This is a genomic window from Duganella rhizosphaerae, from assembly GCF_040364205.1.
Classification (GTDB): domain Bacteria; phylum Pseudomonadota; class Gammaproteobacteria; order Burkholderiales; family Burkholderiaceae_D; genus Rugamonas; species Rugamonas rhizosphaerae.
The window spans coordinates 93303-116250 of the sequence record NZ_BPWK01000003.1; the positions used below are offsets into that span (position 1 = coordinate 93303).

Annotated in this window: 22 protein-coding genes; 8 read left to right on the top strand and 14 right to left on the bottom strand. The window is 62.9% G+C overall.

What is annotated here, in order from left to right; translation table 11 throughout:
• Positions 1 to 2: 2 nt before the first annotated feature.
• From RUGAMON1_RS07685 to msrA, 3 genes are all read right to left on the bottom strand, one after another.
• Positions 3 to 1724: a glycosyl hydrolase family 18 protein gene (locus RUGAMON1_RS07685; RefSeq protein WP_445229954.1), complete on the bottom strand. Its 1722-nt coding sequence runs from the start codon at positions 1722 to 1724 to the stop codon at positions 3 to 5.
• 331 nt (positions 1725 to 2055) lie between these two features.
• Positions 2056 to 2463, bottom strand: coding sequence for a DUF1842 domain-containing protein (locus tag RUGAMON1_RS07690; protein WP_445229955.1), 408 nt, complete (start codon positions 2461 to 2463; stop codon positions 2056 to 2058).
• A 120-nt stretch (positions 2464 to 2583) separates the two neighbouring features.
• A complete protein-coding gene (msrA, locus tag RUGAMON1_RS07695) occupies positions 2584 to 3084 on the bottom strand; it encodes a peptide-methionine (S)-S-oxide reductase MsrA (RefSeq protein WP_445229956.1) in 501 nt (166 codons plus the stop codon).
• A gap of 133 nt (positions 3085 to 3217) precedes the next feature.
• On the opposite strand from msrA, the gene RUGAMON1_RS07700 reads away from it, so the two are divergent.
• Positions 3218 to 3406, top strand: coding sequence for a hypothetical protein (locus RUGAMON1_RS07700; protein WP_116990631.1), 189 nt, complete (start codon positions 3218 to 3220; stop codon positions 3404 to 3406).
• On the opposite strand, the gene RUGAMON1_RS07705 is transcribed toward RUGAMON1_RS07700, so the two are convergent.
• The 5 genes from RUGAMON1_RS07705 to RUGAMON1_RS07725 form a co-directional block, all read right to left on the bottom strand.
• Positions 3403 to 4251 (bottom strand): substrate-binding periplasmic protein, encoded by an 849-nt coding sequence (locus RUGAMON1_RS07705; protein ID WP_445229957.1) that lies wholly within the window; start codon positions 4249 to 4251, stop codon positions 3403 to 3405. The two genes, RUGAMON1_RS07700 and RUGAMON1_RS07705, sit on opposite strands and share 4 nt — an antisense overlap.
• An 80-nt stretch (positions 4252 to 4331) precedes the next feature.
• On the bottom strand, positions 4332 to 4985 hold the full coding sequence (locus RUGAMON1_RS07710) for an energy transducer TonB (RefSeq protein WP_445229958.1): 654 nt from the start codon (positions 4983 to 4985) through the stop codon (positions 4332 to 4334).
• A 12-nt stretch (positions 4986 to 4997) separates the two neighbouring features.
• Entirely contained in the window at positions 4998 to 5699 is a 702-nt protein-coding gene (locus tag RUGAMON1_RS07715; RefSeq protein ID WP_445229959.1) for a glutathione S-transferase family protein, read from the bottom strand.
• Positions 5700 to 5780: 81 nt separating this feature from the next.
• Positions 5781 to 6962 (bottom strand): M23 family metallopeptidase, encoded by a 1182-nt coding sequence (locus tag RUGAMON1_RS07720; RefSeq protein WP_445229960.1) that lies wholly within the window; start codon positions 6960 to 6962, stop codon positions 5781 to 5783.
• A gap of 98 nt (positions 6963 to 7060) precedes the next feature.
• Positions 7061 to 8059 (bottom strand): aldo/keto reductase, encoded by a 999-nt coding sequence (locus tag RUGAMON1_RS07725; RefSeq protein WP_445229961.1) that lies wholly within the window; start codon positions 8057 to 8059, stop codon positions 7061 to 7063.
• Positions 8060 to 8167: 108 nt separating this feature from the next.
• Here RUGAMON1_RS07725 and RUGAMON1_RS07730 point away from each other — a divergent pair, with 108 nt between their 5' ends.
• Complete coding sequence (locus RUGAMON1_RS07730; RefSeq protein ID WP_445229962.1) at positions 8168 to 9133, top strand: LysR family transcriptional regulator; 966 nt, start codon at positions 8168 to 8170, stop codon at positions 9131 to 9133.
• Here RUGAMON1_RS07730 and RUGAMON1_RS07735 read toward each other — a convergent pair.
• Positions 9042 to 9764 carry an SDR family oxidoreductase gene (locus tag RUGAMON1_RS07735; RefSeq protein ID WP_445229963.1) on the bottom strand — a complete coding sequence of 241 codons (723 nt, stop codon included), beginning with the start codon at positions 9762 to 9764 and terminating at the stop codon, positions 9042 to 9044. The genes RUGAMON1_RS07730 and RUGAMON1_RS07735 overlap by 92 nt on opposite strands.
• A 100-nt stretch (positions 9765 to 9864) precedes the next feature.
• Here RUGAMON1_RS07735 and RUGAMON1_RS07740 point away from each other — a divergent pair, with 100 nt between their 5' ends.
• The gene (locus RUGAMON1_RS07740) at positions 9865 to 10782 is read left to right on the top strand and encodes an AraC family transcriptional regulator (RefSeq protein ID WP_445229964.1); all 918 of its coding nucleotides are present in this window, start codon (positions 9865 to 9867) and stop codon (positions 10780 to 10782) included.
• Here RUGAMON1_RS07740 and RUGAMON1_RS07745 read toward each other — a convergent pair.
• Positions 10779 to 11078, bottom strand: coding sequence for a hypothetical protein (locus RUGAMON1_RS07745; RefSeq protein WP_445229965.1), 300 nt, complete (start codon positions 11076 to 11078; stop codon positions 10779 to 10781). The genes RUGAMON1_RS07740 and RUGAMON1_RS07745 overlap by 4 nt on opposite strands.
• Positions 11079 to 11352: 274 nt before the next feature.
• Between RUGAMON1_RS07745 and RUGAMON1_RS07750 the strand changes: the two genes are divergently transcribed.
• From RUGAMON1_RS07750 to RUGAMON1_RS07760, 3 genes are read left to right on the top strand one after another with little or no spacing between them, the layout of a single operon-like run.
• Positions 11353 to 13854 (top strand): hybrid sensor histidine kinase/response regulator, encoded by a 2502-nt coding sequence (locus RUGAMON1_RS07750; RefSeq protein ID WP_445229966.1) that lies wholly within the window; start codon positions 11353 to 11355, stop codon positions 13852 to 13854.
• 12 nt (positions 13855 to 13866) lie between these two features.
• Entirely contained in the window at positions 13867 to 14280 is a 414-nt protein-coding gene (locus tag RUGAMON1_RS07755) for a response regulator (protein ID WP_445229967.1), read from the top strand.
• Positions 14277 to 16856, top strand: coding sequence for an EAL domain-containing protein (locus tag RUGAMON1_RS07760; protein WP_445229968.1), 2580 nt, complete (start codon positions 14277 to 14279; stop codon positions 16854 to 16856). The genes RUGAMON1_RS07755 and RUGAMON1_RS07760 overlap by 4 nt, the downstream gene beginning before the upstream one ends.
• On the opposite strand, the gene RUGAMON1_RS07765 is transcribed toward RUGAMON1_RS07760, so the two are convergent.
• The 4 genes from RUGAMON1_RS07765 to RUGAMON1_RS07780 form a co-directional block, all read right to left on the bottom strand.
• The gene (locus RUGAMON1_RS07765) at positions 16857 to 19187 is read right to left on the bottom strand and encodes a hybrid sensor histidine kinase/response regulator (RefSeq protein WP_445229969.1); all 2331 of its coding nucleotides are present in this window, start codon (positions 19185 to 19187) and stop codon (positions 16857 to 16859) included.
• Positions 19188 to 19410: 223 nt separating this feature from the next.
• Positions 19411 to 20286 (bottom strand): sterol desaturase family protein, encoded by an 876-nt coding sequence (locus RUGAMON1_RS07770; protein WP_445229970.1) that lies wholly within the window; start codon positions 20284 to 20286, stop codon positions 19411 to 19413.
• A 17-nt stretch (positions 20287 to 20303) separates the two neighbouring features.
• Positions 20304 to 21734 carry an NAD(P)-binding domain-containing protein gene (locus tag RUGAMON1_RS07775; RefSeq protein ID WP_445229971.1) on the bottom strand — a complete coding sequence of 477 codons (1431 nt, stop codon included), beginning with the start codon at positions 21732 to 21734 and terminating at the stop codon, positions 20304 to 20306.
• A gap of 58 nt (positions 21735 to 21792) precedes the next feature.
• Positions 21793 to 22233: an ArsR/SmtB family transcription factor gene (locus RUGAMON1_RS07780; RefSeq protein WP_445229972.1), complete on the bottom strand. Its 441-nt coding sequence runs from the start codon at positions 22231 to 22233 to the stop codon at positions 21793 to 21795.
• A gap of 29 nt (positions 22234 to 22262) precedes the next feature.
• On the opposite strand from RUGAMON1_RS07780, the gene RUGAMON1_RS07785 reads away from it, so the two are divergent.
• Together RUGAMON1_RS07785 and RUGAMON1_RS07790 are read left to right on the top strand one after the other, a co-directional pair.
• Entirely contained in the window at positions 22263 to 22640 is a 378-nt protein-coding gene (locus RUGAMON1_RS07785) for a YfeK family protein (RefSeq protein ID WP_445229973.1), read from the top strand.
• A gap of 33 nt (positions 22641 to 22673) precedes the next feature.
• Positions 22674 to 22928, top strand: coding sequence for a helix-turn-helix domain-containing protein (locus tag RUGAMON1_RS07790; protein WP_445229974.1), 255 nt, complete (start codon positions 22674 to 22676; stop codon positions 22926 to 22928).
• Positions 22929 to 22948: the final 20 nt, after the last annotated feature.

Below are 22948 nucleotides of genomic sequence, written 5' to 3' on the forward strand. Positions count from 1 at the left end.
GCTTAGCGTCCTTTCCAGACGGCGCTGGTCAGGGCGCCGCTGGCGTCGCCGTCCAGCTCCCACGAGAAGGCGCCGCGCAGGCTCTGGTCGCGCATGTACTGCATCTTGGTCGCGATTACGGTCGGGTCGTCGTAGCTCCACCATTCGCCGGTTCCGGTGTACAGGAACAGCTGCTTGGTCTGCGGATGGTACCAGCGCGTGCCGGCTTTGTTGACCAGTACCTTGTAGTCGTCGATGCCGGTTTCGTAGGTGCCGGCCGCGCCGCCGGTGGTGGTTTGATACAGGCCGTTGGCGTTCGGGCCGGCGGCTACACCTTTCCATCCGCGTCCGTAGAACGGCACGCCGAGCAGGATCTTATTGCGCGGCATACCGGCTGCCACCAGCGCCGTCACGGCGTCGTTGGTGTTGTACTTGGCGAGGATGCCGGTCGCAGGATCGGCAGGGTCGTGGTACAGCGGCGCGTGGAAGTTGGTGGTGCTTTCCCATGCGCCGTGGAAGTCGTAGCTCATCAGGTTGACCCAGTCCATGTACTGCGAATACAGGGTTGGTTCGGTCTGGGCGATCTTCTCGGTACCGGCGCCGATGGCGGCCGTCAGCGCATAACGCTTGCCGTCGATGGCGCCTTGCGCATCCAGCTGTGCGCGGAACTCGGCCATCAACAGCGTGAAGTTATGCTTGTCGTTGACCGCGTCGTAGGTGTTGTACGGCTGGCCGCCGCCGCCCGGATATTCCCAGTCGATGTCGATGCCGTCAAACACGCCCTTGGCGGAGCCGGGGCCGCCGCGTCCATCCTGCACCGGCAGGTCGCCGGCGATGAACATCTTGACGCAGGATTTGGCCAACTGCTTGCGCAGCGCGTCGGTCTTGGCTGCGGCCGAGAAGTTTTTCGACCAGCTCCAACCGCCCAGCGAGATGAACACTTTCAGGTTCGGGTGCGCGGCTTTGAGCAGCTTCAGTTGCAGGAAGTTGCCCGTCAGCGGAGCGTCCCAGGCGACGGTCTTGCCGTCCACGGTGCGGGTAGGCTGGCGTTGGTAGTCGGCGTAGGCGTCGCCGCCGGTGCCGGCTTGCGGCGAGGTCGGCGTGTCGTTGCCCACTTCGGCGCGGGTGACCATGTCGCATTCGTAGCCGCCGTTCTTGGCGTAGGTGTTGCCGAAGGCGTAGTTGATGAAGGTAAGCTGGTCGGCCACGCTGGTCTGCACACCGTTGACCGGGGTCTTGGTGGTGTGGATGTCGGCCACTTCGTAGCTGCGGCCGTACACGCCCCACTGTGCGAAGTAGGAGCCGATTTCACGACCGCCGACCGGTGTAGGCGTTGGCGTTGGCGTTGGCGTTGGCGTCGGAGTCGGCGTTGGCGTCGGAGTCGGCGTTGGCGTTGGCGTCGGCGTTGGCGTCGGCGTTGGCGTTGGGGTTGGCGTTGGAGTCGGCGTCGGCGTCACCGCCTGCAACTCCCAAGGCCCCCACTGCTCCGTGCCTGGCACGTTATTTTGCGTCCACCACTTGGCCTTGTAGGTGGAGCCGTTGTAGGTCACGCACATGCCGACCGTGTAGATCGCGCTGGACGACCATGCCGGACAATCCGCGGCTGCGGCGGCGGTTTGCACGCCGCCCAGCAGTTTCATTTGTGGTGTGGTGGTGGTGGGGCTGTCGCTGCCCCCGCCGCAAGCCGCCAACATACTGGCGATCAGGCCGAGTACGGCCGCGTTTCCCTTGACTGCACGTTCCATGCTTTCTCCTCCTTGGGTGGGTGAATCTATGCTTTTATTATTTTTTCAGGATGGAGCGCAAATAATTGGTAGTCAAGTGGTTTTATTTATCAACGTCCAATCGCATACCAGTTACATCAAAGGAAGAGTTATTGCGGCAAGAATCGATATGGAACTTGAAAGAGAGTGTGAGTACCCACCAACCACTTTCAGCAGGCAAAAAGGGCGCAGCGGCGCCCTAACTTTCGAATGTCTCAAATTGAACATTGTGTTAATTGGTGAGTACCAATTTTGTGCACTTTGGAAGTGGTACTGACGACGACAGCGGCCTAAAACCGCTGAAATCCAGCAATCAGGTGCTGGCAGCCAGTTCCGGGTGCACCGCGTGCGCACTGCCGTCACGCACCTCGACGATGCGCGGTTGCTGTGGATTGCCAAAACTCATCTTGTAGCAAACCTGGCCGTTCCTGGAAGCGGTCGGCAGCACCATCAGCAGCTGGAACGCGCTCGGTGCTTCCTCCACCGTGGGGAAAATCGCCGGCAAGCCGGCCAGCACCACGGCCTCCAGTGAGTGCTCGCCTTCGATCCGGGTGTGATGTCCGCGCACCGAAATGCCGGCGGTTTCGCCGCCCTCGAACGCCACCCGCGCGTGGCCGATCACGCTATCGTTTTGCGCATTCACGACCAGGTTCAACCACAAAGTGGGCGAGCCGGCGGCGGCGCTGTTGACTTCATACACTGCTGTAAATAATTGACTCATGGTGCTTCCTAACGAAGAGAAGTAGAACATGAGTCAAACTGTAGCGGCGATGCGGGAATCTTGCCTTCCGAATACCTTCCGGCCTCCAAGCTATTGATTACAATGAATATTTATTTCAGCTCAGCGCTTGGGTAATTGCCAGTCCGGACGGATGAAATGGCAGGTGTAGCCATTGGGAATGCGCTCAAGATAGTCCTGGTGCTCCGGTTCGGCCTCCCAGAACGGGCCGGCCGGCGCCACTTCGGTGACCACTTTTCCCGGCCACAGGCCCGATGCATTGACGTCGGCGATGGTGTCCTCGGCCGTCGCCTTCTGTTGTTCGTTGGTATAGTAAATTGCGGAACGATAACTCGTGCCGATGTCGTTGCCCTGGCGGTTGCGGGTGCTCGGATCGTGGATCTGGAAGAAGAATTCCAGGATTTTGCGATAGCTGATAACGGCCGGATCGAAGACGATTTCCAGCGCCTCGGCATGAGTGCCGTGATTGCGATAGGTGGCGTTCGGCACGTCGCCGCCGGTGTAGCCGACGCGCGTTGCCAGCACGCCGGCTTGTTTGCGCACCAGGTCTTGCACGCCCCAGAAGCATCCGCCGGCCAGGATGGCGGTTTCAGTTGTTGTCATGTTCTATCCTTGGTGAGTATGTCTGTTCAATGTAGTGACGTTCGCCGTTTCTTCAAGGTGAGCCTGCTCCACGACAATTGTTGTTGTGCTAAGCTTGAGCGTTGTTGCACACCTAAAAAAACGGGAGTCCTCCATGCATGTAGAACGACGTTCGCGCCCCGACCGGGTCAAAGCCATCGCTGTCAACGCCGGCCTGGCCCTGCTTGAAACCGCAGGCCGTGAAGCCGCCGCCACGTTCCTGGAAGATGCCGGCGTGCCCCTGCCGGTGATCGCCCGCGTGCTGTCGGAACCGGACCGGCGCCGCGCCGAAGACATGCGCTAATACCGCGTGGGCGAATACCAGAGTTCTTTGTGATGCAGCGGCGTTTCTTCCGGCAGGTCGGGATTGGGCAGCTCCAGCACGATGCGCTGGCTCAGCTTGGTACGCCGGATGAGATCTGCATTATACGAGCGGAATAGCTGCTCGAACGAACCGTCCCTGCGCGCCCGTTTCAATCCCGCCTCCAGCGCCTCCCCCAGCGCCGGGTTGTTCTTGTTGACGAAGAAGTACACCGCCGCCGGATAGTGCAAGGCCAGCGTCATTTCCACCGCCTCCCCTTGCGCCGCGTGCTGCTCCGCCTCGCCCCACACCTGGCGTATCGAACGCGGGAAGTAATCGAAGCGCTTCACGGCCAGCATCGCATGCAGATTGTCGGCGGTGGCGCCGGTGACCACGTCGAAGCCGCTGGCCTTGAGCACGGCGGTGTCGGCCCAGTCATAGCCTTGTCCGATCTTGTATTGCCGCAGTTGATCGAGGCTGCGCACCGTCTCGAACTTGGCGCTGTCCTGGGCGTTGATCACGCCGATGCGCCAGCCGGCCAGCCCCATGTCGAGCGGAATGCGCACCGGCAGCAGCAACTGTTCGCGCTCGCGGGTGGTCATCGCCCAGATCACGTCGAGGTTGCTGCCGTGCGCCAGCTCCTGCACGGCGCGGCCTTTGATCGCCTTCACATCCCAGGTCTGCAATTGGTATTTGGCGCCGGACTTGCGCATCACCAGTTCCAGCATCTTGACGAAGTAGCCCCGGTCGAGTTCGATCTGCGGCTGCGGGTAGGCAACGCGCATGGGCTCGGCATGCACGCCAAGCATCGCGAGCATGGCCAGCGCGCAGGCGGCCAGCCATTTCAAAAGATTGCATTTATTACCAAGTTGCCTCATATGCAAAGGATAGCACAGAGTATTGTCATGCAACTATAAGGAAGCGCCGATCAGGGCTTGAGGAGCACGCGGCCGAAAGCCGTGTCCGTATGCTGGCCGGCCGCTTGCGGGTCGATCGCGAAGCGGCAAGTCTGCAAATAGGCTTCAGCCTGCTGCACCAGATCGGGCGTCTGGCCGTTGGACTCGGCGACCACGCGGATCGGCGCGCCATCGCTGCTGACCAGGAAGCGCAGCAGGATGCCGTCGCTGCCGCTGGGCCGGCGGTCGAATTCCTTGAACGCCTGGAAGCGCGCGGACGGCTGGCAGCTGTCGGCCACCAGCAGGGGCCGGACGGCGGGACCGTCGCTGAACTGCCAGACAAATTGCATCGGGAAGGAGGCGCCGTTTTTGGCCTCGTCCAGGTTAGGCTGAAACACGCAGCGGGAGATGCCGCGGATGGCGGCATCGTCGAGTATCTGCCAGCCGCTGCCTTGGGACACTTCCGGATGCACCACCTTGCCATCGGCGCCGATCTGGAAACGGATCGTCGTCACGCCTTCGATCTCATAGCGCCGCGCCTCGTTCGGCCATTGCGGCTGAGCGCAGGTGGCCGGCGTGAGCAGCGCGTTGAACGGCGCCTGGCTGCGCTGTTCTGCGTGGCTCATCAGGTTGAGCACACCCAGCAGGCCGGCGGCGGCGCCGACGAAAATCAGTTTCTTGTTCATCGGGCGATGATATCAGACGGCCGCGAAATACCGCTCCTGCATGGTGGCGACGTAGCGGACCACATTCGGATGCGACTTCACGATGTCGTTGAACGCATCGTCAAAATCGGCGGCCACCATCGATTCCATGAACGGATAGACCGCGGCATCGGCGGCGCTCGGTTGCGCTCCCAGCATGAATGGCTGATCGCCGAGAATGTCCGCAATCGAGGCGACCGTCTTGCGCACGAGATCCAGCTGTTCCGCCGGCGCATGCCGCCCCATCCCCTGCGCCCGAAGATTCCTGCCCGCCTGGCGACGGGCCAGGTAACCCACCAGCGGACGCAGCGGCCATGGCAGCTTCCTGAAAAAGTAGGCGGTGACTTTCGGGGCATTCACCGGATCGCGCCAGACCCGGTGCACCAAGGCCCAGTACAGATGGTCTTCCACCAGCTTTTCCAGCGCCCACGCCACGCCACGCTGCTGGCTGGACAGGCCGGTATCGAAGTCGATGTCGTATTTCTTTTCCAGATGCCAGCGAATGAAAGTCGAGTCCGACAAGATCACGCCCTGGTCATCGATATACGGCAGCTTGCCCTTCGGCGCCCGCAAGAGCTTGCCCGTCCGTTTTTGATACGGCAGATTTGCCAGCTTCAACAACGTCTCAGTCTTCTTCACAAACGGGCTTGCTTCCGAACGTCCAAAAGCCGGGCCGAAGCCATAAACAGTAATCATCGTCTTGCTTTCCGAGGCAGGAAGGAGCACCGACTATAGCAACCGTTTATTTCTGGATATTGAACAAAAACGACACGGCGCTTATTTCTTGCGCCCGCGCTCAGCGAGACTGAAATCGATGACGGCGCCATCCAGCGGAAACTCGCGTTTCCGCGCTGTCCATTTTCCGTCCGCCATCCGCATCTGGAATTGCTCGATCAGGTAGGGCAAGCCTTCGCTGGCCAGGAAGTCCGGCGCGTCGGCCACCTGGAAATGCAAATGCGGCACCCGCGCATCGCCGGAATTGCCCACGCGCGCGATGAGCTGTCCGCGCCGCACCCGGTCGCCCGCCTTGACGCGCACGCTGCCGGGTTGAAGGTGCGCATATTGCGCGAACTGGCCATCGCCCAGGTCGATCACGATGAAGTTGCCGGCAATGTTGTCCATGGTGATGGGCACGGCCGGCGTGAAGCCGTCCTTGGTGCGTGGGATGTTGTCGGGCATATCGTTGCGGGCGGCGGCGATCGTGCCATCCGCGACGGCCAGCACGTTCTCGCCGTAGGCATAGTAGGCGCGCACGTCGCGGGCGTCGCCGCCGTAGGAGTCGCCGGCTTGATACTTCTTCCAATCGATCGCATAGCGGCGGGCGTTATAGGCCAGGCCGCCGGCGACGAAGACGCCGGTGCGGTGATGGGATTGGAGGTTCGGGCCGTTGTCCGCCGTCCAGTTTGTGCCGGCCAATGGCGGACCGAGCACATGCGGCTTCGTGGTGTGGGTGCCGATCACCGGGCTGTCTGCGTAGGCATTGTCCAGCACTACGCGGTGGCGCAATTTCTGCGGCGCGGCAGCCTTGTCGAACGCCAGGCACAGGAAGACAATTGCGCCGCGTCCGGCAGCAATCACCGGCTCGCCACCGTCGTCATCGGCGCCGGCCAGGCGCAAGCGCTCCTTCAGTTGCGGCTCCTTGATCAGTTCCAGCAAAGAGCTATCATCAGCATTGACGACTTCCAGCCCGCGCAGCGGCAGTGCCTGATCTGAAAAATTATGCAGGTGCAGTTCATACAGCAGGTAGTTCCGGCCGGCGCTGGCGAACACCGTCGGCGCCAGCGGGGTGCGGATCTCCAGCTGTATCGGCGGAAATACGGGCTGCCGCATTTCCGCCGGGGCCACGGCGTTCGTTCCACTTTCGATATTGTCGCATCCGCGTGGCGGCGTCTGCGCATACGCCGCAGCGGACAGTACGCAGACGCCTGCGGCGATTTTGCTGAGGATTCTGATGGACATTGCTACGCCTGTTGAGCCGGAAACTCACAGCATGGGAGGCCGCATGCAGGCGCGTGTGACAATCATGGATGAATTCCTGCCAATCCGTCGGGCCGTGCCTAGCGCTCCACCAGGTCGAAATCACCCTGGGTGTAGCGTTCGCCCTGCACGCTGCCGGCGCGGAAGATGGCATCGATGGCGGCCAGGTCCGCCGCGCCCAGCGTCACCGCCGCGGCTGCGGCGTTCTCCTCCAGATGGCCGAGCTGGCGCGCGCCCGGAATGGGCACGATCTGCTCGTCCTGTTGCAGCAGCCAGGCCAGCGCCAGTTGCGCCGCCGTGATGCCGTGGCCGGCGGCCAGCTGCCGCAACTGCCCGATCAGCGCCAGATTGCTGCGCAGCGCGGCGTCCTGGAAACGCGGCAGCGAGCGGCGGAAATCATCCTGCGCCAGAGCATCGGTCGACGTCAGCGCGCCGGTCAGAAAGCCCCGTCCCAGCGGGCTGTATGGCACAAAGCCGATGCCCAGCTCGCGGCACACCGGCAGCACCTGGCGCTCCGGCTCGCGGCTCCACAGCGAATACTCGCTTTGCACGGCGGCGATCGGATGCACCGCATGGGCCCGCCGCACCGTAGCGGCCGACACCTCCGACAAACCCAGGTGGCGCACCTTGCCTTCGCGTACCAGATCCGCCATCACGCCCACCACCTCCTCGACCGGCACGGATGGATCGGGCCGGTGCTGGTACAGCAGGTCGATGGTGTCGATCCCCAGGCGCTGCAAGGAGCCGTGCACCACGACGCGAATATGTTCCGGACGGCTGTCGACACCGGCCATGCGCTGCAGGCCCTGGCCGTGCGGCAGGATGCGGAAGCCGAACTTGGTGGCGATCTGCACTTTGTTGCGCACGCTGCGCAGCGCCTTGCCGACCAGTTCCTCATTGACGTACGGGCCGTACACCTCGGCCGTGTCGAAGAAGGTCACGCCCAGATCCACCGCGCGCTGCATGGTGCGGATGGACGCCGCATCGTCGCCGCCACCATACGCGAAACTCATGCCCATGCAACCGAGGCCAATGGCCGAAACCTGCAAGCCGCCACTACCCAATTTCCGCTGTTTCATTCTTTGCTCCGTGTGTGATCAATAGTGAAAATGATACGTTTGCTCTATCATCCATACAATCGCCAGGAAACCACTTGGCCCCATGAACGGAATTCAGCAATAGACGCTATGCGGCACGATCTCAACGAACTGGAAATATTTGTCGCCGTGGCGCGCCACCGCAGCTTCCGCAAGGCGGCCGAGGAAAGAAACGTCACCGCCTCGTCGCTCAGCCACGCCATGCGCGCGCTGGAGGCGCGGCTGGGCATACGCCTGCTGAACCGGACCACGCGCAGCGTGGAACCGACCGAAGCGGGCAAGCATTTGTATGCGCGGGTGAGCCGCGTGATCGAGGACCTGGAGCAGGCGCTCGATGAGATCAACGGCTTCCGCGATACGATCCAGGGCACGCTCAGGCTGAACGTGCCGCGCCCTGCGGCACGGCTGCTGCTGGCGCCGATGCTGAGCGGCTTCCTGAAGCTGCATCCGGGCGTCAAGATCGAAGTCATCACCGACGACCAACTGGTCGACATCGTGGCCGAGGGCTACGACGCCGGCGTGCGCTTCGGCGAGAGCCTGGCGCTGGACATGATCGCCGTCCCCATCGGCGCGGCGCAGCGCTTCGCCGTCGTGGCGGCGCCGGATTTGCTGGCAGTGCACGGCCGTCCCGCCAGCCCTCAGGATCTGCGCGGCCTGCCCTGCATCGGCCGCCGCTTCCCCAGCGGCGTGGTCTATGCGTGGGAATTTGAACGCGACGGCGAAAGCCTGGCCATCGGCGTCGACGGCCCGCTGGTGCTGGACGACGACGCCATGATGGTGGACGCGGCGCGGGACGGCGTCGGCATCGCCTTCGTGCACGAGTTCTATGCCGTGGAACACATCCGGCAAGGCAAGCTGGTGCGCCTGTTCGAAGACTGGTGTCCGGCCATGCCGGGCTTCTACCTGTACTACCCCAGCCGCAAGCACATGTCGGCGGCGTTGCGCGGCTTGGTCGACTGGTGCATCAAGTATCCGCACCTGCAGTCTGGCGTAGCGGGCATGACGCATCATTCGCCGCACGCCACACCGCTTCCGCCACATCCACGGCCTGCGTGACCGCAGTCGATTGTCCCCACGCCTCGAAGACACTCTTCGCCAGGCCGGCATAGGCTTCCGGTATGCTGTCTCGCATGCGCGCTTGCGCATTCTCGCCGAACCTGGTCGATGGAGCACGTCCCGGCAGCACCAGGTTCACCCGCACATTGAATTGCTGCAGTTCCAGCGCAAGCGACTCGGTGAACGCATTGACCGCCGCCTTGCTCGCCGTGTACACGGACAGCAAAGGCAACGGCGTCAGCGTCACGCTGGACGTCACGTTGACGACGACACCCGCCCGCCGCAGCCTGAACTGCGGCAGCACCGCCTGGGTCATCGCGATGGTGCCGAGGATGTTCGTTTCAAACACCTCGCGCGCGGTGGCCATGGAAATGCCCTCCAGCGCACCCAGCACGCCTATCCCGGCATTGTTGACCAGCACGTCGATCGGTCCCGCCGCCTCCACTGCACGGCGAATGCTGTCCGGATCTGTGACATCGAGCGCGAGCACGCGCAGATGCCCGGAACGCGGCAGCACGTCCTCGCGCGGCGTACGCATGGTGGCAATGACCTTCCAGTCGCGATCGAGGAAGTATCGGGCGGTTTCAAGGCCGAATCCGGATGAGCATCCGGTGACGAGGACGGTTTTCATGGCGACTCCTGTTGAGTGGTTTGCAGTAAGCAAACTATAGTTCGCCGACCTCGGACTTGCTACAATCAATAGTCCAGATTTAATGAGCGATAGTCCAGATATGATCGATCCCCTCGCAGAAGTCGTCACCTTGCTGCAACCGCAGGCCCGGTTTTCCAAGGTCGTCGGCGCTGCCGGTTCATGGCGCGTGCGGCGTTCGGAATCGGGGCAACCGTTCTACAGCGTGATACTCGAAGGCGCGTGTCGCCTCGAAGTCAGCGGTCAGGAACCGATCCGATTGCAGCAAGGCGACTTTGTGCTGATTCCGTCTGCTTACCGGTTCACGATGACCAGCCTGGAGCCGCCAGCATCGGAGGACCTGGATACCCCGCCCATTCAATTGCCGAACGGCGAGTTCAGACACGGCGCCCAGGACGTGCCGGCCGACACACAACTGCTGGTGGGCCACTGCACCTTCGGTTCACCCGATGCGGCCTTGCTGGTGTCGCTGCTGCCGCAACTGGTGCACGTACGCGGCGAAAAGCGGCTATCGACCATCGTGCAGTTGGTGGTAGAAGAATCGCGTGCTGCGCGGCCGGCGCGGGAGGTGATCCTGGCGCGGCTGCTGGAGGTGCTGCTGATCGAAGCGCTGCGCTCGGCGGCAGGGACCGCCGCATCGCCGGGCCTGCTGCGCGGCCTGGCCGACGAACGCCTCGCCGTCGCACTACGGCGCATACACGAAAACATGACCAAGCCCTGGACGGTGGCGCAACTGGCAAAGGAGGCAGCCCTTTCGCGCTCGACGTTCTTCGAGCGCTTCAGCCGCGCATTGGGTGTCGCGCCGATGGAGTATTTGCTGACTTGGCGCATGGCTTGGGCGAAGCACCTGCTGCGGCGGCAAGCGGCCGGCATCGCCGAGGTTGCAGGACGCGTCGGCTACGGTTCGGCCAGCGCGTTCAGCGTCGCCTTCACCCGCCATGTCGGACTGCCGCCGGCGCGTTACGCGCGCGAGCAACTGGCGATGCGGCAGCCGAATTAATCCTGCGGCAGCTCGCGGATTTCCACGCCGCCGCCGGCTTCGTAGTGCGGATTGCCGATCAGGAAGCGCGCGGCATCATCGAGGTTGGCGGCGCGCACGCGCAGGTAGCCGGTGACGTCCAGGCTGGCGGAATCGGTGGGTGCGCCCTTGCGGTACAGCGCGCCCTTGCCGATCGAACTGCCACCGTCGAACTGGCCGCTCTGGCGCAGGCCGGCGATATAGGATTCCCACAGCGCGCTGCTGGCGGCGTCGGGGTGCGCGGTATCGTCAAGCATGAGGATGATGTAGTCGTTCATGGTCGCTCGCGGAGTGGGGTTGATGCTGTATTTTATCAGCGTGCCATCGAGGATCTGTCCTATACAACTGCAGGCGCGCCACGCCAGCCGTTGTAATTAAGCGTCATCGCAGCTTCTGTGAGTATTGAAGAGAATGCTGTTGGGAAATTGCGCCCATAATGAGCCAGTCACTATCTTCAAGAAACGTGGGAATTTGCACATTGCATTTGCCGTCCTATCAGGCCTGACCGTGTGCTGGGAGGCCTCCGTTGTGTGATCGATCGAGAGGATGCTTATGCCTGCAATTGCCCTCAATGACGGCCCGGGTGCGGGGCCGGATGGTAGCGACGTGCATGTGGAGTCTGCCCGCAAGGAGGCACTGATCAAGACCGGCGCCCTGCAGGACGCCATCATCAACAATGTGTATTTCTCCAGCATCGCCACCGATGAAAAGGGGGTGATCCAGATCTTCAATCGAGGCGCCGAGCGCATGCTGGGCTACGCGGCGCAAGACATCATTGACCGGGTCACGCCGGCCGACATTTCCGACCCCGCCGAATTGATCGCGCGCGCCGACAGCCTGAGCAGGGAATACGGCACGCCGATCAGCCCCGGCTTCGAGGCGCTGGTGTTCAAGGCGGCGCGCGGCATCGAGGACATCTACGAGCTGACCTACGTGCGCAAGGATGGCAGCCGCCTCCCCGCGGTGGTCTCCGTCACCGGCCTGCGCGACGCCAACGGCACCATCCTCGGCTACCTGTTGATCGGCACCGACAACACGGCGCGCAAGCAGGTCGAGGCCGAACAGGCGCTGCTGGACCAGCGCCTGCGCGACCAACAGTTCTACACCCGCTCGCTGATCGAATCGCATATCGACGCGCTGATGATGACCGATCCGCAAGGCATCATCTCGGACGTGAACCAGCAGATGGTCGCACTCACGGGCCGCACGCGCGACGAACTGATCGGCGCGCCCAGCAAGAATTTCTTCACCGACCCGGCCCAGGCCGACGCCGCCATCCAGCGCGTGCTCAAGGAGAGCCGGGTCAACGACTATGAGCTGACGGTGCGCGCGCTGAACGGCGACGAGACCGTGGTGTCCTACAACGCCGCGACCTTCCATGACCGCGACCGCAAATTGCAGGGCGTGTTTGCCGCCGCACGCGACGTGACCGAGCGCAAGCGCTTCGAGCGCGCCCTGCACGAAAAGAATGTCGAACTCGAACACGCGAGCCGGATGAAGTCGGAGTTCCTGGCCACCATGTCGCACGAGCTGCGCACGCCGCTCAACGCCATCATCGGTTTTTCCGAGGCGCTCAAGGATGGCCTGGTCGGCGCCATGAGCGACAACCAGCACGAATACATCGGCGACATTTTTTCCAGCGGCCAGCACCTGCTGTCGCTGATCAATGACATCCTGGACCTGTCCAAAGTGGAGGCGGGCATGATGGCGCTCGATCTCGACGCCGTCGACGTGGCCGGTTTATTGTCGAACAGCCTGTCGATCGTCAAGGAAAAGGCCGCCGCCCAGCACATCAGCCTCGCGCTCGAGATCGAAGGCGAACTGGGCACGCCGCATCTGGACGTGCGCAAGACCAAGCAGATCGTCTACAACCTGCTGTCGAACGCCGTCAAGTTCAGCGCCGAGGGCGCGCGCGTGACGCTGAGCGCGCGCCTGGTCGGCGGCCATCAAGTTGGCGTGCTGGCCGGACAGTGGCCGGTGCACGGCTTTCCCCGGCCCGACAATGAATACCAGAACTTTCTCGAAATTTGCGTCACCGACAGCGGCATCGGGATTTCGCAGCGCAATATGGCCAAGCTGTTCCAGGCCTTCAGCCAGATCGACAGCAGCCTGGCGCGAAAATTCCAGGGCACCGGACTCGGCCTCGCCATGGTCAAGGAATTGACCGAGCTGCACGGCGGCACCGTCGCCGTTGCCAGCGCCGAAGGCGAAGGCGCGCGTTTTGCGGCCTGGCTGCCGATCTGCCTGGACCTCAACGTAGCCGGCGCCCTGCCCCCGGCTCCCGGGCCGGCCGCCGAGCCGCGCGAACGCATGGCCCTGGTCGTCGAGGACGACGAGCGCGCCGCGGAACTCATACGCCTGCTGCTCGAAGCCGAGGGCTTTACCGTGGTGATCGCGGCCAGCGCGGAGGAGGCGCTGGTGCTCGCCCCACAGTATTCGCTCAGCCTGATCACGCTCAACCTCCTGTTGCCCGGGATAGACGGCTGGGAGTTCCTCCAGCGCATACGCGAAAACGGCACGCTGGCGCGGGTGCCGGTGGTGGTCATTTCCAGCAAGGTCAACAGCAATATGGCGCTGGCCGGAGGGGCGGCCGCCGTGCTGCAAAAACCCGTCAGCCGGCAACAGCTCAAAGGCGCCCTCGGCGGCCTGGGCCTGGAGCCGGTGCCGGAACACACCCATACCGTGCTGGTGGTCGACGACGACCCCAAGGCGGTGGAGGTGATCGCCGCCTTCCTGCCCAGCCCGGCCTACTCGGTGGTGCGGGCGTACGGCGGGGCGGAAGCGCTCGAGCTGGCAAAGCGCTTGCGGCCGAACCTGATCCTGCTCGATCTGATGATGCCGGAGGTGAACGGCTTCGAGGTGGTGGAGGCGCTGCAGCGCAACGAAGACACCGCGCGCATCCCGATTCTGGTGGTGACCGCGAAAATGGTGACCCAGCAAGACCGCGCGGCGCTCAACAAGAATCCGGAGCAGGTCATCCACATCATCGAAAAATCCGGCTTCAACCAGATCCGCTTCATGGCGGAAGTCCGGCGCGCGCTGTTGTCATCTTAGACGGAGAAGAGGATGGCCACCATATTGATGATTGAAGACAACCCGGCAAACATGAAACTGGCCTTGCTCTTGCTACAGAAGGCTGGCCATACCGTCCTGTGCGCGGTCGACGCCGAGAACGGCCTGACGCTGGCGCGTACCGCCATGCCGGACCTGATCCTGATGGATATCCAGTTGCCGGGCATGGACGGCCTGGCGGCCACCGCGCTGCTCAAGCAAGACCCGGCCACCGCCGCCGTGCCCGTCATTGCGCTGACGGCCATGGCGATGAAGGCGGACCGCGAAAAGAGCCAGCTCGCCGGCTGCGACGCCTACATCGCCAAGCCGCTGCGCTACCAGGAATTGTACGCAACGATCGACGCCCTCCTGCTCGCCGCGAAAAATACCGCGGCCGGCCAATCCAACCCGTTTGGAACACCGCCATGAGTACCCAGGCTGCCAACATCCTTATCGTCGACGACGAGCTGCAGAACCGCAAGCTGCTCGAAGCATTGTTGCATCCCGAAGGCTACCAGACCGAAAGCGCCGCCAGCGGCGACGAGGCGCTGGCGGCAGTCGCGCGCCATGCCCCGGACTTGATACTGCTCGACGTCATGATGCCCGGCATGGACGGCTACGAAGTCGCCCGGCAACTCAAGGCCAACCCGGCGACGGCGACCATTCCGATCATCATGGTGACCGCGCAAATCGACCGCGCGGCCCGCCTGGCCGGCTTGACGGCGGGCGCGGAAGAATTCCTGACCAAGCCGGTGGACCGGGCCGAATTGTGGCTGCGCGTGCGCAATCTGCTGCGCCTGAAGGCCTTCAGCGATTTCCTCGCCGGTCACAGCTGGATGCTGGAACAACAGGTGCAGGCCCGCACGGCCGACCTGCAGCGCTTTCGCAGCGCCATGGATGCGACCGCCGATGCGATCATGCTGGTCAGCCGCAGCACCATGCGCTTTGTCGAGGTCAACGCGACCGCCTGCACCTTGTTCGGCTACACGCGCGAGGAACTGATGGAGCTGGGTCCCGTGCAGATCGGCGGCACCCGGGAAGAGCTCGAGGCACTGTACGACGCCATCATCGCCGGCCGCGGCGCGAACACGTTTTCCGAACTCACTTTGAAACGCAAGGATGGCACCGATATCCAGGTGGAAGTGCACCGCCAGGCGCAACACTTCAACGACGAATGGATCATCGTTGGCGTGTTGCGCGACATCACCGAGCGCAAGGAGGCGCAGCAGCGCCTGCACCACATGGCGCACTACGACGCGCTCACCGGCTTGCCCAACCGCACGCTGTTCTATGAGACGCTGGCGCGCACGGTGGCCCAGGCCGCACAGAGCGCCTGGCAGGTCGGCGTGCTGTTCATCGATCTCGACTATTTCAAGAACGTCAACGACACGCTGGGCCACGCCGCCGGTGATCAACTGCTGGGCCACGTCAGCACGCTGCTGCTCGAGTGCGTGCGCGCGCGCGACATCGTCGGCCGCATGGGCGGCGACGAGTTTGCCGTCATCCTGATCATGCAGGATGGCCAGCAAGGCGCCATCCACGTCGCCAACAAGATCCGCGAGGTGCTGCGCACACCGATCGCGCTGGAAGGACACATGGTCACCATCACCGCCAGCATCGGCATCACGGTCTATCCGGACGACGCCGACAACTCCGCAACGCTGATCAAGTACGCGGACACCGCAATGTATCGGGCCAAGCAGGCCGGCCGCGATACCTATCGCTTCTTCACCGCGCAGATGAATGTCGAGGCATTGGCGCGGCTCGACATGGAAATCGCGCTACGCCAGGCGGTCGAGAATGAGGAATTTGTCCTGGCCTACCAGCCCAAGGTGCGGCTCGACACCGGACGGATCTCCGGGGTCGAGGCCTTGCTGCGCTGGCAGCGCCCCGGACACGGACCGGTGCCGCCAAGTGAGTTCATTCCAGTGCTGGAGGAGACCGGCCTGATTGTGCGCGTGGGAACCTGGGTGATCGAAACCGCATGCCGCCAGATTGCCCAGTGGATGCGCTCGACAATCGGCCCGGTGCAGGTGTCCGTCAACGTCTCCGGCCGCCAGTTCGTCGAAGGCGACCTGGATGCGGACATCGTCAAGGCACTGCGCGACAACGATATCGCGCCCGATCTGCTGGAGCTGGAACTGACGGAAAGTTCCTTAATGACGAACACCGCCCGCACCATCGCCACCCTGCAAAACCTGAAAGGGCTGGGCATTCAGATTTCCATCGACGACTTCGGCACCGGCTATTCGAGCCTGGCCTATCTGCGCCGCTTCCCGATCGACAAACTGAAGATCGACATCGCCTTCATCCGCGAGATAACCAGCAATCCCGACGACGCCGCCATCGTGCTGGCGATTATCAGCATGGCCCACAGCCTGAAGCTGGAAGTGATTGCCGAGGGTGTGGAAACGGAAGCGCAACTGTCGTTCCTGCGGCGCCACCACTGCGATCAGATCCAGGGCTATTATTTCAGCCGGCCACTTTTCCCGAGGGATGCGGACACCGTCCTGAGCGACCAGAAATGCCTGCCGGCGTCGGGCAGCGCGGCGCCGGCGAGGCGCCAGACGCTGTTGCTGGTCGACGACGAGGCGTCGGTCATCGCTTCGCTGCAGCGCCTGCTGCGCCCGGACGGCTACAACATCCTCGCTGCGCAGTCGGCCGCCGAGGGTTTTGAATTATTGGCGCTGCATGAGGTGGAAGTTATTTTGTGCGACCAGCGCATGCCCACCATGAACGGAACGACCTTCCTGGACCGGGTGAAGGACCTGTACCCGAACACCTTGCGGATTGTGTTGTCCGGATATACCGACCTCGAGTCCATCATGGAAGCGATCAATCGGGGAGCGATCTACCGCTTCTACACCAAGCCATGGGAAAACCATCTCCTGCGCGACAATATACGCGAAGCATTTCGCCACTACCGCCTGCTGCACGACTTGCCGCTGGAAGCCGTCAACGACGACAGAAAGCCGGGAAACGTGCTCCATTCCTGCGGCAGCTGACTACGGCAGTTGGAGCGCCGTCCGCAACGCAGCCAGGGTGAACGGCTTGCAGAGAAAACTTCCTCCCAGCTGGCGCACTTCTCCCCCGACCCGGCTGTCACCGGAAGCGAAGACCAGCTTCAAATCAGGTTGCTGCCGGCGCAGCCGGTGAGCGAGCGCCAGACCATCCATGCCGGGCAGGTGGATGTCCGTCAACAAGACATCGAATGTGCGAGTCTCCAGCAAGGGCATGGCCGCTTCCGCGCTGGCGATGGCGCAGACGTCGCAGCCCAACATTTCAAGGCTGTCGACCGTCACCTGCAAGGCATCCGCATCATCCTCGATGAGCAGGACGCGCTTGGGAACAAGTGGCGACTGTGCCGCAGGCGCCGTCGCAGCGGGGTTTGCCTCGCCCAGCAGTTGGCGAACCTTGTGCGCCAACTGCTCGCGTCGATAAGGCTTGGACAGCAGATGGACACCCGGATCCAGCCGGCCGCCATGAATGATGGCGTTCTGTGTATAACCGGAGGTGAACAGGACTTGCAGGTCGGGCAGCAGCGCCTTGGCCTGCCGCGCCAGTTCGGTGCTCTTGATCGTGCCCGGCATCACGACGTCGGTGAACAGCAGATCGCAGCGCACGCCGGCGCGCAGCACTGCCAGCGCGGTATCCGGATTGTCGGCTTTCAGCACTTGATAGCCGAAACTGCGCAGGACATCGACCACGACGGTTTGCACCGCCGGATCATCTTCCACCACCAGGATGGTCTCGCTGCCACCCTGCACTTCCGTGGCCACAGGCTCCGGCACCGTAGCGTCCGACGCATGGGACCGTGCGAAATACATGCGGACCGTGGTGCCATGCCCGACCTCGCTGTACAGGCGGAAATGGCCACCGCTTTGCTTGATGAAACCGAAGACCATACTGAGGCCGAGTCCGGTACCTCGGCCTTCCGCCTTGGTGGTGAAGAAGGGTTCAACGGCCCGCTCCAGCACGTCCGCCGTCATGCCGCAGCCGGTATCGCTGATGCTGATGACAACGTACTGGCCGGCAGGAATGTCCGGCGTCGCCGCGACATAGGCCTTGTCCAATACGACGTTGCTGGCTTCGATGGTCAGCTTGCCGCCCTCGGGCATCGCATCGCGGGCATTGATCGCCAGATTCAACAACACATTTTCCAGCTGGTGCGGATCCACGACCGTATTCCAAAGGTCATCGGCAATAATCGTTTCGACGGTGGTCGCCTCGCCCAAGGTGCGTTGCAGCAGTTCTTCGCTATCGGACAGCGTACGGCCAACGTTGAGCACAATCGGCTGCAGCGGCTGGCGGCGGGCGAAGGCGAGCAACTGCGAGGAAAGCTTGGCGCCACGTTTGACCGCCTGCAAGGCAGCCTCCACGTGGCGCAGGGCCAGCGGCCGCCCGGCTACGTCGATCATCAACAATTCCAGATTGCTGCCGACAACTTGCAGGATATTGTTGAAATCGTGCGCCACGCCGCCGGTGAGCTTGCCGACCGCTTCCAACCGTTGCGCATGCTGCAGCGCCGCCTGCATGTTTTCCATTTCGAGGCGCTGGCTAATATCGCGGGTGACCTTGGCGAAACCGATCAACTGTTCGTGATCGTCGCGGATGGCATCGATGATGACGTGTGCGCGGAACTTCGTCCCGTCCTTGCGAACGCGCCAGCCTTCTGCTTCGAACCGACCGCATTGTGTGGCAGTGCCCAGCGCGCGCTTGGGCTCGTTGAGTGCCTGGTCTTCAGCCGAATAGAAGCGCGAGAAATGCGTGCCTATCACTTCGTCGGCGGCATAGCCTTTGATGCGCTCCGCCCCGGAGTTCCAGTTGGTGATGACGCCATCTGGCGAGAGCATGTAGATCGCATAGTCGGTCACGCCCTGCACCAGCAGGCGGAAACGGTTTTCGCTCTCCTGCAAGGCGACTCGCGCCGCCCGCTTCTCGTCGATATCGCGGGTGATCTTGGCAAAGCCCACCAGTTCGCCATCATCGTCACGCAGCGCGTCGATGACGACCGACGCCCAGAATTTGGTGCCGTCTTTCCGCACACGCCAGCCTTCGTCCTCGAAGCTGCCGTGATCGCGGGCGGTCTGCAGGTTACGCGTCGGAACGCCTGAACTCCGGTCCTGCTCGCTGTAGAAGCGCGAGAAATGCTCTCCAATAATCTCGTGATCGAGGTAGCCCTTGAAACGGCGGGCGCCTGCGTTCCAGGTGGCGATGGTGCCATCGACGTTGAGCATGTAGATGGCGTAGTCAGCCACCTTTTCAACCATGAACTTTGTGCGGCGAAGAATCTCTAGCTCTTCCGGGGTAACGGAGCTCGTCTCGGTTTTTTTCATGATGGAAAATGATCTTCTCGTGATGGCGCAAACTGAACAGTTACGCAGCAGATAACTATCATATCGTTTTTAAGCAATGAAACAGCGACGCACGATACGATAGCTGTTGCGGATAAGGTCGAAGATTTCTTTGGCGCACTATCGCGATACGAGGCGAGGCAACGAGTCCAGCCACAGCAGGCAGATTCCCCATGCGAGCGAGCCGGCAGCCATCACATTCCCATCAAGCCGCCGCGCGGCAGCAGCCGGGCAGGAACATCGACAGCACCTGCGCGCGGAACGGCGCGCGGGCCGGGTATCGGTCGCCCGGGTACAGCCCGACGCCGCGCGGATCGTTATGGCCTGGCACATGGCGGAATGTCCCGAACACTTTGTCCCACAGCACCAGCGCGCGGCCAAAATTGCGATCCCCTTCGCCTGGCGTGTCGGCATGGTGCCAGCGGTGGACCTCGTTGGTGCTGAACACGTGGTTTAGCCAGCCGTTGCGCAAAGGCAAATTGGCGTGCTGTAGCATCAGCACCGGATAGGTCAACGCGAGGTAGGCCAGGATCGCGTCCGCAGGCACGCCGAGCAGCAACAGCGGCCCGATGCCGAACAGGTAGTTGATCGCATAGTTCAGCGGGTGGATCCGGAAATTGTTCAGCGTGTACAGGCGCCCGCTGCCGTGGTGGAGCGCATGCAGCCACCACAAGCCGGGCAGCGCGTGGTGCAGGCGATGCGCCCAGTAGCTGGTGAGTTCGGCCAGCAACGTCGCCGCCAACACCTGCACGGCGAACGGCAAAGCAGCGATCCACCCCGCCGCCGCTGGGGCCAGCTCCGTCGCCAGCAGGACCGGCACCAGCCACTTCATCAGGGGATCTATCACGCCGAACAACACGGCGGCGCTGGTGGCGTCGGTACGCGTATCGTTCTGGGCGACATTCCAGTCGTCACGGTAAGGTAGCAGCCGCTCACACGCCATGCCGACCAGCAGTATCAGGACGGCCGGGACGACGACGGCCAGCTCCAGGCCGCCGCCAGTTTCTCGCGCGTGCCAGAAGGTCAGACAGCTGGCGAGTAGCGACACGGGTAACAACGCAAGGGAAATGATGAATCGCATAGTGGCCTCCCCCGTGGTCAGGCACAGCAGCCGGAGGCCGCAGGCACATTGGGGCGGCACGCCGCCGACGTGGCGCAGCCTGAGGCGCCTTTCGCCTTCTCGGCCACGTCCAGTGCGCAGCAGCTGGTGCTGTCCGCCGGCGCAGGACCACCGCAGCATGCGCCGGTGACGAGAGTCGCCTCGGAGAACCTGGTGTTGCACACGCCTGTATCCGGAAGCTCCAGACGCACTTCGTCGGCCGCCACCATGTCGCCGGCCAACGCCGCCACCACCGAACGCACCTGTTCATAGCCGGTCGTCATCAGGAAGTTGGGTGCGCGGCCGTAGCTCTTGGCGCCGACGGCGTAGTAGCCGGGCTCGGGATGCGCCAGTTCGCGATGCCCATGCGGGCGCACCGTGCCGCAGCTATGTTCGTTCGGATCGATCAGCGGGGCCAGCGCATCCGTGCTTTCTAGCCATGGATTGTGGCGCACGCGCAGTTCGCGCGTCAGCGCCAGATCCGGTCGAGCGCCTGTGCCGGCCACGATCCGGTCCAGCGCCTCGATCACGACGCGGGTGCCATCGCCTCCTGTCCCGACGACATCAACGCCGTGCAGACCCGCCTGCAGCGCCTGAATGCGGAAGTTGGTGTGTAGCTCCAACTGGCCTGACTCCTTCAACGCCTTGAGTTGCATGCCCAGTTGGCCGCGTGCCGGCAGAGCGTCGGCCTCACCGCCCCCGAACACCTTGGCCAGCTGGTTGCCGCGTATCGCCCACACCAGGCGCGTGCCCGGCGCCTCGACCGCCAGTTGGGCCAATGCGAGCAAGCTGCCGGTGGCGGAATGACCGGCACCAACCACCAGCACGCGTTTGCCCGCGTAGTCGTCACGCTCGCCGCCGAGCACGTCCGGCATACCGTAGGCGATCCGGGCGGACGCCTCTGCCTCGCCCAATGCGGGAAGACCGTTGGCGCCCAACGGATTCGGCTGCGACCAGGTGCCGGTGGCGTCGATCACGGCGCGGGCCACATATTCGCGGCTGCCGTCGATGCAGGCGGCGCGGATCAGGAACGGCGCGCTCTCCCGGTCGCGCGTCTTGACCTTGTCGACGCCGGCGCGGCTGATTTGCACCACACGGTGTGCCAGCTTGATGTGCGGCGCCAGGATAGGCAACGCCGACAGCGGTTTCAGATAGGCGTCCACCAGAGCACCGGCAGTGGGCAGCTCCTCAGCAGGCGGCGCGGTCCAGCCGTGCTCCAACAGCAGCGCGCGCGCGGCCTTGTCAATGTTGAACTGCCAAGCCGAAAACAGCCGTACATGGCGATAGCTGGCCAGATTGGCGCCGACCTGGTCGCCGCTTTCGAAGACGATCGGTGTGAAGCCACGTTGCAACAGATGGGCGGCGGCGGCCAGACCGACCGGGCCGGCTCCCAGCACCGCGATGGGCAGATTGGAACGGTTGCTATGCATGCGCTTCTCCTTTATTTGTCATTCGTCGAATGACGAATAACCGGGTAAAAAAAATCAACTACAAAGCGCCGATCAATTGCTTCAGCTGCGCCATCCGCTCCGGATTGACGCAATAGCACACGCGCTGCTCATCTGAAGAGCCCAGGATCAGTCCGGCATGCTTGAGAATGCTGACGTGCTGCGAGATGGTAGACGGCGCCAGAGGCAGCACGTCGGCCAGGCTGCCGAAGTAGCAGGCGCCGTAAGCAGCCAGGTAGCGCAGCAGCTGGACTCGGGCCGGGTGCGCGAGCGCCTTGCACAGCATGGCAATCTCGTTGACATCCAATTCCGGCACCGCGCCCTGGAGCGCCACATCACAACAGCTTGTCATTGCATCCTTATTCGTTAATCGACGAACGAAGATTAACGCCGATATCGTCCGGCTGTCAAGAATGTCAGATCGCCGAACGCCTGCATCCGTTTTCAGTTGGCGCCAGGATGCAATCAATCGGCGTACCATCGAGGATCTTGTGAAGCTCCGGAGCAGATATGAAATTACGTTTTACCGTTCCTCTGTTGGTGTTTGCGATGACATCCAGTATGGCCGCCGAATTGCCGGCCGCATCGCGCGCAGAGATCGATGCGCTGCTGAACCGGTTGGGCAGTTCGGGTTGCCAGTTCAACCGGAATGGCAGCTGGTATAGCTCGTCCGAAGCCAAGGCGCATCTGGCAAGCAAGCTGGACTACCTGATCGACAAGAAGAAGGTGGAGGGAACGGAGCAGTTCATTGCCCTGGCGGCCAGCACCAGCAGCATGTCCGGCAAAGATTATCTGGTGAAGTGCGGCACGACGCAGGCAGTGCCTAGCAGCGCGTGGCTTAAGGGCGAACTGCAAACGATCCGCGCGAAACAGGCGTCCGTGAAATAGGCTGATCACTGACTTGGAAAGGGATCGCCAAACATGAAAACGACTGAAATCACAAACAGCATTGCCATCGAAGCAGGCAGCGACAATCCCTACGCCGATCTCGGCCACCCGGATGCCGGCGAAATGCTGGTGAAGGCCGGACTCACGCATGAGATTACACTTGTACTCGAGAGTCGAGGCTTGACACAGCAACGCGCAGCAGAGCTACTCGGCATGCCGCAACCCAAACTCTCCGATATGCTACGCGGAAAATTCCGAGACATCAGCCAGGCCAAGATGATCGAGTGACTGAACCGACTGGGCTGCAA

Bases quoted from the DNA above. Each gene is read 5' to 3' on its own strand.
- RUGAMON1_RS07685 (WP_445229954.1), bottom strand. From the start codon at position 1,724: ATGGAACGTGCAGTCAAGGGAAACGCGGCCGTACTCGGCCTGATCGCC.
- RUGAMON1_RS07690 (WP_445229955.1), bottom strand. From the start codon at position 2,463: ATGAGTCAATTATTTACAGCAGTGTATGAAGTCAACAGCGCCGCCGCC.
- msrA (WP_445229956.1), bottom strand. From the start codon at position 3,084: ATGACAACAACTGAAACCGCCATCCTGGCCGGCGGATGCTTCTGGGGC.
- RUGAMON1_RS07700 (WP_116990631.1), top strand. From the start codon at position 3,218: ATGCATGTAGAACGACGTTCGCGCCCCGACCGGGTCAAAGCCATCGCT.
- RUGAMON1_RS07710 (WP_445229958.1), bottom strand. From the start codon at position 4,985: ATGAACAAGAAACTGATTTTCGTCGGCGCCGCCGCCGGCCTGCTGGGT.
- RUGAMON1_RS07715 (WP_445229959.1), bottom strand. From the start codon at position 5,699: ATGATTACTGTTTATGGCTTCGGCCCGGCTTTTGGACGTTCGGAAGCA.
- RUGAMON1_RS07720 (WP_445229960.1), bottom strand. From the start codon at position 6,962: ATGTCCATCAGAATCCTCAGCAAAATCGCCGCAGGCGTCTGCGTACTG.
- RUGAMON1_RS07725 (WP_445229961.1), bottom strand. From the start codon at position 8,059: ATGAAACAGCGGAAATTGGGTAGTGGCGGCTTGCAGGTTTCGGCCATT.
- RUGAMON1_RS07730 (WP_445229962.1), top strand. From the start codon at position 8,168: ATGCGGCACGATCTCAACGAACTGGAAATATTTGTCGCCGTGGCGCGC.
- RUGAMON1_RS07735 (WP_445229963.1), bottom strand. From the start codon at position 9,764: ATGAAAACCGTCCTCGTCACCGGATGCTCATCCGGATTCGGCCTTGAA.
- RUGAMON1_RS07740 (WP_445229964.1), top strand. From the start codon at position 9,865: ATGATCGATCCCCTCGCAGAAGTCGTCACCTTGCTGCAACCGCAGGCC.
- RUGAMON1_RS07745 (WP_445229965.1), bottom strand. From the start codon at position 11,078: ATGAACGACTACATCATCCTCATGCTTGACGATACCGCGCACCCCGAC.
- RUGAMON1_RS07750 (WP_445229966.1), top strand. From the start codon at position 11,353: ATGCCTGCAATTGCCCTCAATGACGGCCCGGGTGCGGGGCCGGATGGT.
- RUGAMON1_RS07755 (WP_445229967.1), top strand. From the start codon at position 13,867: ATGGCCACCATATTGATGATTGAAGACAACCCGGCAAACATGAAACTG.
- RUGAMON1_RS07760 (WP_445229968.1), top strand. From the start codon at position 14,277: ATGAGTACCCAGGCTGCCAACATCCTTATCGTCGACGACGAGCTGCAG.
- RUGAMON1_RS07765 (WP_445229969.1), bottom strand. From the start codon at position 19,187: ATGAAAAAAACCGAGACGAGCTCCGTTACCCCGGAAGAGCTAGAGATT.
- RUGAMON1_RS07770 (WP_445229970.1), bottom strand. From the start codon at position 20,286: ATGCGATTCATCATTTCCCTTGCGTTGTTACCCGTGTCGCTACTCGCC.
- RUGAMON1_RS07775 (WP_445229971.1), bottom strand. From the start codon at position 21,734: ATGCATAGCAACCGTTCCAATCTGCCCATCGCGGTGCTGGGAGCCGGC.
- RUGAMON1_RS07780 (WP_445229972.1), bottom strand. From the start codon at position 22,233: ATGGTACGCCGATTGATTGCATCCTGGCGCCAACTGAAAACGGATGCA.
- RUGAMON1_RS07785 (WP_445229973.1), top strand. From the start codon at position 22,263: ATGAAATTACGTTTTACCGTTCCTCTGTTGGTGTTTGCGATGACATCC.
- RUGAMON1_RS07790 (WP_445229974.1), top strand. From the start codon at position 22,674: ATGAAAACGACTGAAATCACAAACAGCATTGCCATCGAAGCAGGCAGC.